This is a genomic window from Mariprofundus ferrooxydans PV-1, assembly GCF_000153765.1.
Classification (GTDB): domain Bacteria; phylum Pseudomonadota; class Zetaproteobacteria; order Mariprofundales; family Mariprofundaceae; genus Mariprofundus; species Mariprofundus ferrooxydans.
The window spans coordinates 850,923-862,556 of the sequence record NZ_DS022294.1 but is presented as its reverse complement, the minus strand read 5'-3'; the positions used below and the strand labels follow the sequence as shown (position 1 = coordinate 862,556).

General features: G+C 54.9%; 10 protein-coding genes. 8 read left to right on the top strand and 2 right to left on the bottom strand.

The genetic code is table 11. From position 1 onward, the window contains the following. Nucleotides 1-3: 3 nt before the first annotated feature. The 8 genes from ccsB to SPV1_RS04000 all read left to right on the top strand — a co-directional run bounded on the left by ccsB (nucleotide 4) and on the right by SPV1_RS04000 (nucleotide 8,913). Nucleotides 4-1,245 (top strand): c-type cytochrome biogenesis protein CcsB, encoded by a 1,242-nt coding sequence (ccsB, locus tag SPV1_RS04030; RefSeq protein ID WP_009849837.1) that lies wholly within the window; start codon nucleotides 4-6, stop codon nucleotides 1,243-1,245. Between the two features lie 162 nt (nucleotides 1,246-1,407). Further along, nucleotides 1,408-1,599, top strand: coding sequence for a hypothetical protein (locus SPV1_RS14280; RefSeq protein ID WP_155806624.1), 192 nt, complete (start codon nucleotides 1,408-1,410; stop codon nucleotides 1,597-1,599). Between the two features lie 265 nt (nucleotides 1,600-1,864). Beyond that, complete coding sequence (locus SPV1_RS14475; RefSeq protein WP_196795099.1) at nucleotides 1,865-2,278, top strand: hypothetical protein; 414 nt, start codon at nucleotides 1,865-1,867, stop codon at nucleotides 2,276-2,278. Between the two features lie 121 nt (nucleotides 2,279-2,399). Further along, nucleotides 2,400-2,726: an outer membrane efflux protein gene (locus SPV1_RS14615; protein WP_009849832.1), complete on the top strand. Its 327-nt coding sequence runs from the start codon at nucleotides 2,400-2,402 to the stop codon at nucleotides 2,724-2,726. Nucleotides 2,727-2,747: 21 nt separating this feature from the next. Next, nucleotides 2,748-3,686 (top strand): TolC family protein, encoded by a 939-nt coding sequence (locus tag SPV1_RS04015; protein WP_009849831.1) that lies wholly within the window; start codon nucleotides 2,748-2,750, stop codon nucleotides 3,684-3,686. Between the two features lie 48 nt (nucleotides 3,687-3,734). Further along, nucleotides 3,735-5,093, top strand: a complete 1,359-nt coding sequence (locus tag SPV1_RS04010) for an efflux RND transporter periplasmic adaptor subunit (RefSeq protein WP_009849830.1) — start codon at nucleotides 3,735-3,737, stop codon at nucleotides 5,091-5,093. Between the two features lie 56 nt (nucleotides 5,094-5,149). Next, nucleotides 5,150-8,305, top strand: a complete 3,156-nt coding sequence (locus tag SPV1_RS04005) for an efflux RND transporter permease subunit (RefSeq protein WP_009849829.1) — start codon at nucleotides 5,150-5,152, stop codon at nucleotides 8,303-8,305. Nucleotides 8,306-8,379: 74 nt separating this feature from the next. After that, a complete protein-coding gene (locus tag SPV1_RS04000) occupies nucleotides 8,380-8,913 on the top strand; it encodes a DUF411 domain-containing protein (protein ID WP_152909309.1) in 534 nt (177 codons plus the stop codon). 57 nt (nucleotides 8,914-8,970) lie between these two features. Here SPV1_RS04000 and SPV1_RS03995 read toward each other — a convergent pair whose 3' ends face one another. Together SPV1_RS03995 and SPV1_RS03990 are read right to left on the bottom strand one after the other, a co-directional pair. Further along, the gene (locus SPV1_RS03995; protein ID WP_040881458.1) at nucleotides 8,971-10,596 is read right to left on the bottom strand and encodes a putative bifunctional diguanylate cyclase/phosphodiesterase; all 1,626 of its coding nucleotides are present in this window, start codon (nucleotides 10,594-10,596) and stop codon (nucleotides 8,971-8,973) included. A 105-nt stretch (nucleotides 10,597-10,701) separates the two neighbouring features. Beyond that, the gene (locus tag SPV1_RS03990) at nucleotides 10,702-11,526 is read right to left on the bottom strand and encodes an RNA polymerase factor sigma-32 (RefSeq protein WP_009849826.1); all 825 of its coding nucleotides are present in this window, start codon (nucleotides 11,524-11,526) and stop codon (nucleotides 10,702-10,704) included. Nucleotides 11,527-11,634: the final 108 nt, after the last annotated feature.

The window sequence follows — 11,634 nt, the reverse complement described above, 5'->3', positions numbered from 1 at the left end:
ATTATGACGGCAACCACTGCTGAATCCGGCTTCTTTGTCGCACTGAACCGGGGGCGCGGGGCATTCCTGCGCTTCGCTGCCTATCTTGGCGCTATGGTCGGCATTGCCGCTATGGCAAAGTTTGGTGCGGGGGCTTATGAAGAGAATGCCTTTCTGTATCAGATTTTGAGTATGAAGGGACTGATGTGGGGCGGTACCGGTGCACTGGCCGGTTGTGGACTTGCGGTAGTGGCATCCACACTCAAGCCATCCCTGCTGGATGCCAAGTCGGCGCGCAATTTCGTACCATGGCTGGATGGCTTTGTGCTGATGGTCGTGCTCGCCGCTATCTGGGCCCTGTTTGAACCGGCACAATCGCAGATTTCTTATGATAATCAGAGCAACCTGTTTGCCGGTCGCGTGATTATGGCCATGAATGTGGTCTTCATATTCTCGGCCGTATCCTATATTGCCTATCTGTTTGCTCCGGATTCGTTTATCGGTCGGGTTGCAACCTGGTCGGCCTATGCGGGCGTATATCTCGGCGGTTCTGCACTGCTGTTGCGCTGGCATGAGTCCTATCTGTTTGATCTGGACATCGGCCATGCACCGGTATCCAACCTGTATGAAGTGTTTATTCTGCTCTTCTGTATTACTGCAGCGATCTATCTGGCACTGGAGAAACGTTATCAGGCCAAGGCGATGGGTGCCTTTGTCATGACTCTGGTTTCCGCAGGTGTATTTTTCGGCGTATGGCTGGATTCTGTCGGACAGGCCGATATTAAACCGTTGGTGCCGGCCCTGCAGTCCTACTGGATGAAGATTCACGTCCCGATGAACTTTGTGGGTTACGGCTCATTTGCCGTGGCATGCGGAGCCGGTATGGCCTATCTGTTTCGTTACCGCCTGGAATCCAAGGGCGGAACATCGAAAATGCTGGCTATTTTCCCGTCGCTGGATCAACTGGATCAGCTGGCTTATAAAGCCGTGGCGATCGGCTTTCCGGCCTTTACACTGGCCACGATTCTCGGTGCGGCATGGGCAGCTGAAGCATGGGGCGGTTACTGGTCCTGGGATCCAAAAGAGACCTGGGCACTGATTGTCTGGCTGATTTATGGCTCCTATCTGCATGCACGCGTATCACATGGCTGGCATGGTAAGGCACTGGCATGGTGGGCTGTTGCAGGATTCCTGGTCACTGTATTCTGCTTCCTTGGCGTGAATATGTATCTCTCCGGCCTGCACTCATACGGACATCTCAGTTAAACATGCCTTGCTGAGGCTTGCATAATTAAGGGAGCGCTGACTTAAAACTCAGCGCTCCCGCCCAAGCCCGGCCCTGATTTTCAAGCGCTTTCCAAATGTTTCACATTGCTATGCCGGCCCAAAACATTGAAGCTTCAGGTTTTCACGACGAAGGAGGTTCACTTGCAAGGGTCTGAATATGTTTCGATAGCGTGGATGAGCTTTTTCATTGTATTTGCAGTAGTTGTATTCCTGTATGCCGATCGTGAGCGTAACAAGGAGTGGATTGAACGCATGGGTGCCTACCTGTTTGCGGCAATTTTTTTGACTACCGTATTTGGTTCCATGGCACCGCACTTCTTTTCCCTGATCTGAATATTCCCTGGTATGACGGTTCGCTGATTAACAAGACTGTGTTTATATCAGGTATGATTACTTCCTGGGTGATCTTTGCCTGGGGGCTGGAGTGGTTGGCGGGACTGGCTGTTGTCTCTCTCATTACAGGCCTTATCACCGGGTTAATCACCCACTTCATTTTCTAGCAGCTGCCTAAGCGAACTGCTCCATCGCTCCCGATCTGTCGGATGAGACCTTGTCGGTTTCATTGTACTTTCAAATTTTTCACCGTAACGTTCGTTGTATGTTAAGGCATAAACTGCATTTCCGTGGCCTCTCCCGCCTGATGGCGGGGTTGTTTGCGATGCAAATAATCGTCACCAGCGTCTGCATGCTCAGCGCTCAGGCGCACGCCATGCCGGCCTCCGCCATGAAGCATGATGCACACGTGAGCTATGCCGCTAGTCATTGTGCGAATACCCCATCCGGGCATCAGGCCTCAGGGCATGGCTGCTTTCACTGTGATCATCCGGATGAGATGTCGAACGGATCCTTTTCTTCTCTGGTACACGTCGCTGTCTTGTTGCCCGGCAGCATCAGTGCACCGGAAGCCAGGGTATGGGGCCATGTCACGGAGCAGTTATCTTCCCGAATACCCACCGGGCCGCCACGCTCATCCACCCTTCTATATACCACCAGCCAACGCATCCGTATTTAAAACAGCCCTTCTGCTGATACCACCACTCTTGTGAGTCGGGGGTGCGTTCGTCGTTTGCGACGAACGCGAATCATTTGTCCGCGATCTATACATGATGCGGACAGGCAGGAGGCGTGCCTGTATGCATGTCCCGAATAAAGTCCGGCATCTGCTGGCATTGGCTGCGCTTATCAGCGTGGCAACACCAAACTGGCTATGGGCGGATGAATTAACGTTGACCCGGGCTGAAGCACTGGCGCTGCAGCACAATCCGGCTATGGCTGCTGTTACCAAAAATGCAGAGGCCATGGCAGCAATACCATCACAGGCGGGCAGCCTGCCTGATCCCACGCTGTCATTGAATGTGATGAACCTGCCGGTGGATACGTTTTCGACCACACAGGAAGCTATGACCCAGTTACAGTTGGGTGTAACGCAGGCCATTCCCTTTCCCGGAAGCTGGAGCTAAAAGGCTGCGGCAGCCGAGCATATGGCTGCCCCAGCCCTCAACAATCAACAGGAATTCAGACTGGTACTGTTGCGCAATACCCGTATCCACTGGTGGAATCTGGCCTATCTTAACAAGGCACTCTCAATCACGCGCCAGAATCAGTCTCTGCTGCGTAACCTGGTTCGCATTGCAGAAACCAAATACAAAACAGGCAAAGGGCTGCAGCAGGACGTGCTGCTGGCACAACTGGAGTTATCCAAGCTGCTTGAGCAGGAGCTGAAGCTTGGGGCAGCACAAAATAGTGAGCGGGCAGAGCTCAATGCCCTGATGGGACGTGCCGCATCAGATGATATCGTGTTAGCCGATACGGCGCGCGGCACGTTTGCCGAGACCGACACCACTGCTCTGAAGCGTTGGGCCAGAGAGCACCGGCCGATGCTGCTGGCGATGCATGATAAAACCCTGGCCGCCGACAGCATGGTTGCGCTGGCTCAAAAAGATTATTACCCGGATTTCAAGATGGGCGCAGTCTATGGCATTCGCTCCGGCACTAATCCGGCAACTCGTCAAACCCGGGCGGATCTGGCATCTCTGATGCTGAGCATGACGCTGCCGTTATATACAGACAGCAAGCAGGACAGGGCTGTAGACCAGCGCATGGCGGAAAAAGCGCGTGCGGAATTCTCATGGCTGGATGCAGTCAATCAGGTCGATGCGCAGATCGATAGTGCCGCAGCGGATCTGCGTATTGCCAGAAGCAGGCTGAGCCTGTTTGAGCAGGGAATTCTGCCGCAAGCACGCCAGACCACAGCGTCGATGCTGGCCGGCTATCAGGTTAACAAAGTCGATTTTCTCAATCTCGTCCGGGCCCAGCTCAGTGAATTTAATACCGATATCCAGTATTGGCAGCAGGTCTCTTTGGCCCATCAGGCTGAAGCAAGGCTGGCTGCGGCGGCCGGGAAGGAGCATTTGCAATGACTACATCCAACGTGACGCAAAACAGGCAAGGATCTATTGGAGCAGCATATGAAGGTTAACAATATTGGCTGGATGATCGTTATATTGATCGCGGGAGTAGCAGCCGGATACTATATATCCGTTGCACAACACGGTGCCGGGCAGCATGCCGCTGCTGCAAAGACGGCAGAGAGTGGTCCCTGCGCCGGAGGGGCGCAAGCAGTGATGTGGCGAAACCCGATGAATCCCTCTGTCACGAGTCCCGTTCCGGCTAAAGATGGCATGGGCATGGATTATATTCCGGTATGCGCAGATAAGGCTGGTGATAACGGCCCGGCCGGCACGGTAACCATTGATCCGACTGTCACCCAGAATATCGGCGTGCGGATAACGCAGGCGGTGCAGCGAAATTTATCGCGTGAGATTACAACGGTTGGTCGGGTGACCTTTGATGAGACGCGCCTGATGACCCTGCATCCGAAAGTGGCTGGCTGGGTGGACAAGCTGTTTGTTGATAAAACCGGCGAAAGCGTCAAGCAGAACACAATGTTACTCTCCTTTTACGCACCGGAACTGGTGGCAACACAGGAGGAGTATCTGCTGGCTCTGGGCAACTGGGAGCAACTGAAAACCAGCCAGTATAAGGACATCCGTGAAGGCGCAAGACGCCTGCTCGACTCATCGCTGGATCGGCTGCGCTTTTTCGATGTGCCGGAGCACCAGATTCGGGCTCTGCAGCGCACGCACAAGGTGCTGAAAAACATGCACATTCATGCACCTGCAGCAGGTGTAGTGACCAGGATCGGTGTACGCGAAGGTGCACATGTCACACCCGATTCCGAGCTCTACCAGATTGCCGATCTGTCACGGGTCTGGGTGCTGGCCGATCTGTATGAGTATGAAATCGGCTGGGTCAAGACAGGCGATCATGCCAGCCTCAGAGTTGCATCACTGCCGGGGCACATGTTTACCGGAAAGATTACCTATATATACCCCTATCTTGACCCCAAAACACGGACGAACAAGGTGCGTATCGAGTTTGATAACAGCTCCGGTTTGCTCAAACCGGACATGTTCGGCGATGTGACGATTGCCTCGACGACCACCAGACCGGGTATCTATGTGCCGAAAGAGGCCGTGCTGATTACCGGCAAGAGTGCGCATCTGTTTGTCCGGAGTAAACCTGGTCATTTCGAGCCGCGCACGGTCAAAACAGGCATCAGTGCCGATGGTCAGATTGAGGTACTCGAAGGCGTGAAGGCCGGAGAGATGGTGGTATCCAGCGGCCAGTTCCTGATCGACTCCGAATCCTCCATTCGCGAAGCTGCCGCCAAGATGATATCTCCCGGTAGTGCAACCAACCGGACACAGGTGGAGAAAGCCGGGCAAGGGATGCCGGGTATGAACATGAAGATGGATCGGGAGTAAGGCGTGAAGAGTCATCCATGCGCCTCGCGCTTTCCCGCCAGCCTGCGGAGTCAGTCATGATCGCAAAAATTATTGATGCGAGTCTGCGCAACAAGCTGATCGTGCTGATATTTACCGGCCTGATTATCGCTGCCGGTGCATTTGCCGTGAAAAATATCGCACTTGATGCCATTCCCGATCTGTCAGATGTGCAGGTGATTGTCTTCACCAAATATGCCGGTCAGGCACCGCAGGTGGTTGAGGATCAGGTTACTTATCCGCTGACCACGGCCATGTTGGCCGTGCCGCACTCCAAGGTAGTACGCGGTTACTCTTTTTTCGGATTCTCCGTTGTCTATGTCATCTTTGAGGATGGTACGGATATGTACTGGGCACGTTCGCGCGTGCTGGAATATCTGAACTATGTTGCCGGGCGTCTGCCGGCAGGTGTGACGCCAACGCTGGGGCCGGATGCCACAGGCGTAGGCTGGATCTACGAATATGCGCTGGTCGACAGGTCAGGCAAACATGATCTGGCAGAGCTGCGCTCCATTCAGGACTGGTATATGCGTTATGCGCTGCAAACGGTGCACGGTGTATCCGAAGTCGCCTCCATCGGCGGTTTTGTGAAGCAGTATCAGGTTGAGGTCGATCCCAATGCTCTGGCCGAGTACGGTATCTCGCTGGAGAAGGTAAAGCACGCGATCAAGCGCAGTAACAATGATGTCGGCGGTAGTCTGATCGAAATGGGCGAAACCGAATATATGGTGCGGGGCAAGGGATACCTCAAGGGTATTGCAGATTTGGAGAGCATACCTGTCGGCGTGGATGCGCATGGAACTCCGATTTTGCTGCGCGACGTGGCGCATGTACATCTGGGGCCTGAATTACGTCGGGGGCTGGCTGAACTCAACGGCGAAGGTGAGGTCGCAGGCGGCGTGATCATTATGCGTTACGGGGAAAACGCCCTGACCACCATTAAAGCGGTACGCAAAAAACTGCAGGAATTGAAAGCCGGCCTGCCGGCAGGTGTCGAGATCGTACCAACCTACGATCGCGGGGATCTGATTGAGCGAGCTGTGGCAAATCTCAAAGACAAGCTCGTTGAGGAGTTCCTTGTTATTTCGCTGGTCTGCATGCTGTTTCTGATGCATGCGCGCTCGGCGCTTGTGGCTATTATTACGCTGCCACTGGGTGTGTTGATGGCCTTTATATTGATGCAGTGGCAGGGGCTGGCAGCCAATATCATGAGTCTCGGCGGTATAGCGATTACGCTGGGTGCGATGGTGGATGGCGCGATTGTGCTGATCGAGAATGCGCATAAGCATCTGGAACGCTCCGAACGAAGCAAAGCCTCCTCCCTTACTATACCTGAACGTTGGGCGGCAGTGGGGCGTGCCTCCAGAGAGGTGGGGCCGGCGCTGTTCTTCTCACTGTTGATCATCACCGTCTCCTATATGGCGATCTTCACGCTGGAAGCGCAGGAGGGGCGGATGTTCAAACCGCTGGCCTTCACAGCAACCTATGCGATGCTGGGATCGGCGCTGCTGGCCATTACACTGGTGCCGCTGCTGATGGGCTGGTTTATCAGAGGCCGCGTGCTGCCGGAAGCGAAAAACCCGGTTAACCGTGCCCTGCAGTGGGCGCACGGGCCTGTGCTGGCTGCTGCGCTGAAACATCGCTGGCTGACGGTGCTGATTGCTGTTGTCCTGCTGTTTTCGATGGCGGTTCCTCTCTCCCGAATCGGCTCGGAGTTTATGCCGCCGTTGGATGAAGGGGATATCCTCTATATGCCGACGACCTTTCCGGGCATCTCGATTACCAAGGCCAGAGAGCTGGTGCAGCAAACCGATAAAATACTCAAGACTTTCCCGGAGGTGCAATCGGTGTTCGGCAAGGCCGGGCGCGCCGATACGGCGACCGATGCCGCGCCACTGGCCATGGTGGAAACGATTATCCGACTCAAGCCGAAGGGTGACTGGCCGAATCCGCAAAAAACCACGCAGCAACTGATGAAAGAGATGGATGCGGCCATCCGGTTTCCGGGGCTGGCCAATGCCTGGACCTATCCGATCAAGACGCGAATCGATATGCTTTCCACCGGTATCAAGACGCCGATCGGTATCAAGGTGTCCGGTCCTGACCTGAATGTATTGCAGCAGGTGGGTGAGTCGATTGAGCGGGCGGTTAAAGCAGTGCCGGAAACGACCTCCGCGTTCAGTGATCGCGCAGCTGGCGGCTATTATCTGGATATCAACATTGAGCGGGACAAGGCGGCACGCTACGGTCTGACAGTGGGTGATATTGAGGATGTGATCCAGTCGGCCATTGGTGGCATGAATGTCACCCAGACCGTTGAGGGGCTGGAGCGTTATCCGGTCAACCTGAGATATCCCAGGGACTACCGCAGTGACCCGGAAGCACTGAAACGGGTGCTTATTCCGACGCCGACCGGTGCACAGGTTCCGCTGATTGCGGTTGCCGAGATCAGCACGCAGCGCGGGCCGCCGGTGATCAAGAGCGAAAACGCGCGTCCCAATGCCTGGATCTATGTGGATATCAACTCCAGCGATATCGGCGGTTATGTGGCTCGTGCGAAACAGGTGATTGCTGATCAGGTGAAGATACCGGCCGGTTATACCCTGGAGTGGTCCGGTCAGTTTGAGTACATGCAGCGGGCAGCAGCCAAAATGCGTATCGTGATTCCCGCGACTCTTTTGCTGATTTTCCTGCTGCTCTATTTCAACTTTGGCAACCTGATGGCGCCGGTAGTGGTCCTGTTATCTGTGCCGTTTGCCCTGATTGGCGGCTTCTGGCTGGTCTGGTGGCTGGGTTACAACCTGAGTGTGGCGGTAGCTGTCGGATTTATTGCGCTGGCCGGCGTAGCAGCCGAGATAGGCGTGCTGGTACTGACCTTTATTGATCAGGAGGTGGCACGTCGACGTGAGGCGGCTGGCGGTATGCTTTCACCCGACGCCATGCGTGCCGCAGTACAGAGCGGTGTCGCCAGGCGTGTGCGGCCGATTGCGATGACCGCTACTGCGGTCATCGCAGGGCTGATCCCGATCATGTTGGGCAGCGGCACAGGGTCCGATGTGATGCAGCGTATTGCAGCACCGATGATTGGCGGCATGGTGACGACGACACTGCTCAGTTTGATTGTGTTGCCGGTGATTTACGGTCTGCTGCTGCAGTACAGGGAAAAACAGGCCAACAGGGTGGCAGCAGAGTAAATGCCGGCTCTTCCGGCAGGCGGACGATAGCGTTTTAACAAGAGATGATAAATCCACAGAAAACAGGAGAAGAGATGATGAAAAACAGAGGCGGGAACTGTAGCGCCACAGCGGTGATATTGCTGGTCGGAGTGCTGCTCGTTGCTTGTGATAACAGCACGACAACAGCCGGTAGCCGTACGGCACAAATGGCGCCGGATACAGCTAAAATCGAAACCACCAGCTCAGATGCAGCGCCTGAAATTGTGATGTACAAGTCCCCAAGCTGCGAATGCTGCACAGGTTGGGCCGAACACCTGCGTCGGGCCGGTTTCAACGTCATCGAAAACAAACGTGATGATATGAACATCATCAAAGTGCAATACGGAGTTCCGGAGAAGATGGCCTCCTGCCATACCGCTATTGTCGACGGTTATATCATTGAAGGCCATGTGCCGGCCGAGGATGTAACCCGCCTGCTCAGGGAGCGGCCTGATGTTGCCGGGCTGAGTGCACCGGGCATGCCGATGAAGTCGCCGGGCATGCAGCCGGTTGGTCAGAAACCGCAGGGTTATGACGTGCTGGCCTTCGACAAGGATGGCAGCGCCAGCGTGTTCCACAGCTATTGAGATGAAGGGATAGCGGTTGCGGGCGGCTCCGCCGCCCGTTGTGTGACGGGAAGCTTGCTAGAAAATGGCGTTTCTGCTGCGCACGAACGCCTCGAATTCATCGGCTGGCAATGGCTTGCTGAAATAGTAACCCTGAATCTCGTTGCACTGGCGCTCCTGCAGCCAGGCGAACTGCTCGGCGTCCTCAACCCCTTCGCAGATCACATTCAGCTTCAGATTGTGCGACAGGCCAATAATCGCCTCGACAATTTTGCCGTCGTCTTCACTACTGATGACATCATCAATAAAAGATTTGTCGATCTTCAGTTTGTCGATAGGGAATCGTTTCAGGTAGTTCAGTGATGAGTAGCCGGTGCCGAAGTCGTCGATAGCTAGCGACAGCCCCATCGATGCAATTTCTTCCAGCAATGCGATGGTGGCTTCTATATCTTTCATGATCACAGACTCAGTGATCTCCAGCTCCAGAAATGCGGGATTCAAACCGCTCTGCTTCAACGCATGCCGTACCTTATCGAGCAGTTTTCTGTCCGAGAACTGTCGTGCCGACAGATTCACCGCCACCTTGAGCTCAGCAAGACCCGCATCATGCCATGCCTTGTTCTGGCGGCAGGCTTCATACATAACCCATTCGCCAATAGGCACGATCATGCCGGTCTCCTCAGCAACCGAAATAAAGTGGTATGGAGGAATCATGCCCCGCTCCGGATGCTGCCAGCGGATCAATGCCTCCATACCAACCACATGTCCGCTGGTGGCGTTAATCTGCGGCTGGTAGTGGAGTACGAACTCTCCCCGCTCAATGGCCTTTCTCATCTCGCTTTCCATGTTCAAGCGGTTGATGGCCGAACTCTGCGTTGAGGCCTTGAAAAACTGGTAGTTGTTGCCGCCATCGGCCTTGACGCTGTACATTGACTGCTCCGCACTTTGCAGCAGTGCTTCACTGTCATCACCATCACCGGGAAAGATGGCGATGCCGGTACTGATCGTCATGACCACCTCATGGTTATCGATGCAAAAGCCGCTCTCCAGAGCCTGCATCAGCTTGAGTGTGACAATCGTGGCATCTTCCGGGTGAGCAAGGCCGGTCAGCAGTACGACAAACCGGTTGCCGCCGAGGCTGGCGATAAGATCGTTACCGCGCAGTAGTGCCTTGAACCGCTCCGCAACCTGACCTAACAGCAGGTTGCCCTTGAGATAGCCGAACGAGTCATTGATTACCTTGAAGTGGTCAATATCGATATAGAGTACGCCCAACTGGAAATGTTTGCGTTTCGCATTCTCCTGTTCCTGCGCCAGAATGTGCTGGAACATATTGCGATCAGGCAGGTTCGTATTCTGGTCGTAGCTGCCCTCCTGAGTTGCTGCATCGGCCGGTTTGATGATGTGGATATAGCGGGCAAGCCCTCCATCCTCAACCGTTGTCGAAACAGTCGTCTGTAGCCCTTGCAGGATTTCGCCATTCTCTTTTTTAATGCTGACATTGCCCGACCAGACAGCCTCTTTTTTCAGCACCTCTCGCTCCATGCCCTCCGGCAGGAGGTAGAGCTCGGAGGCAAGAGAGCCAGTGATGCGCTCTGCGGAGTAGCCGGTTAACGTGGTGAAAGCAGGGTTCACCCGAATAATCCGATGGGCATGATCGGTGACCATAACAGCCGCTGTGACGCGTTGGGATTTCGTGTTCATGGTGTGTGATTATAGCAGGAAAAGATCTGCTGTCGCTTTATTGAATCAGATACGATCCGGCACTATTGCGAAGGTTATAATTTATCCCGATCGCTGACCCAGAGCTTATTGATTAACAAGCGACTCCCTGAGCTGTTTCATGGCACGCGCTTCGAGTTGACGTATGCGCTCCATGGAGACGCCGAACTCTTCCGACAGATCTTTCAGTGTGGCCGGCTCATCACTCAGGTGACGGCGCTGCAGGATCAGGCGGTCACGTTCGGGCAGGGTGCTCAACGCATGATACAGGCCCGCCTGCCGGTGCTCGCTCCAGTTATTGTCGGTGACAATCTGCTCAGGTGAGGCATCCATCGACTCCAGATTATGCACCATGGCATCGCCACCCTCATCACAGGCGCAATCAAGTGAGAGATCGCGTTGCAAAAAGGCACCGGCTGCCTCCTGATATTCGCCGGCAGTGATGCCGAAGTCGGCAGCGACATCATCGGCCCTGCTACCGTCGAAAGCGGCAATGGCATTTTTTGCCTTCTGCAGGCCGGCAAACACGCGGCGCTGCAATTTGTTGGTGCCCAGCTTAACGATGCTCCAGGAGTGCAGGATAAAATCATGAATGGCGGCACGCACCCACCATGAGGCATAGGTCATCAGGCGGAATCCGCGCTCCGGATCAAATCGTTTGACTGCATGCATCAGACCCAGCGTACCCTCCTGAATCAGATCCATCTCCGGCAGGCCGAAATGCCTGTATTCGCGGGCAATGGCAGCAACGCCGCCCAGATTGGCAACCACCAGCTGGCGTGCCGCCTCGCGGTCACCCTGGTCGTGCCACAGTCTGGCCAGCCGCGTCTCTTCCGCCCGATCGAGCCGGGGTGTTTTGCGCATCTCGCGCGAGAACAGGGAAAGGCTGGAAAGTTCCAGTGCTGCTGCCATCGTTTGTCTGCCTCCATATAATCGATTCTCGGCATCGGTTGATACCGACACTATTGCAATCTTTTGTAAGGTTAGTGCAGCGATGTTTCAAGCCCCGGGGCCGAATGT

What these genes read in the sequence shown, in the direction of transcription:
- SPV1_RS04010 (WP_009849830.1), top strand. Translation starts at nt 3,735, where the DNA reads ATGAAGGTTAACAATATTGGCTGGATGATCGTTATATTGATCGCGGGA.
- SPV1_RS14615 (WP_009849832.1), top strand. Translation starts at nt 2,400, where the DNA reads ATGCATGTCCCGAATAAAGTCCGGCATCTGCTGGCATTGGCTGCGCTT.
- SPV1_RS03990 (WP_009849826.1), bottom strand. Translation starts at nt 11,526, where the DNA reads ATGGCAGCAGCACTGGAACTTTCCAGCCTTTCCCTGTTCTCGCGCGAG.
- ccsB (WP_009849837.1), top strand. Translation starts at nt 4, where the DNA reads ATGACGGCAACCACTGCTGAATCCGGCTTCTTTGTCGCACTGAACCGG.
- SPV1_RS14475 (WP_196795099.1), top strand. Translation starts at nt 1,865, where the DNA reads ATGTTAAGGCATAAACTGCATTTCCGTGGCCTCTCCCGCCTGATGGCG.
- SPV1_RS04015 (WP_009849831.1), top strand. Translation starts at nt 2,748, where the DNA reads ATGGCTGCCCCAGCCCTCAACAATCAACAGGAATTCAGACTGGTACTG.
- SPV1_RS03995 (WP_040881458.1), bottom strand. Translation starts at nt 10,596, where the DNA reads ATGAACACGAAATCCCAACGCGTCACAGCGGCTGTTATGGTCACCGAT.
- SPV1_RS04000 (WP_152909309.1), top strand. Translation starts at nt 8,380, where the DNA reads ATGATGAAAAACAGAGGCGGGAACTGTAGCGCCACAGCGGTGATATTG.
- SPV1_RS04005 (WP_009849829.1), top strand. Translation starts at nt 5,150, where the DNA reads ATGATCGCAAAAATTATTGATGCGAGTCTGCGCAACAAGCTGATCGTG.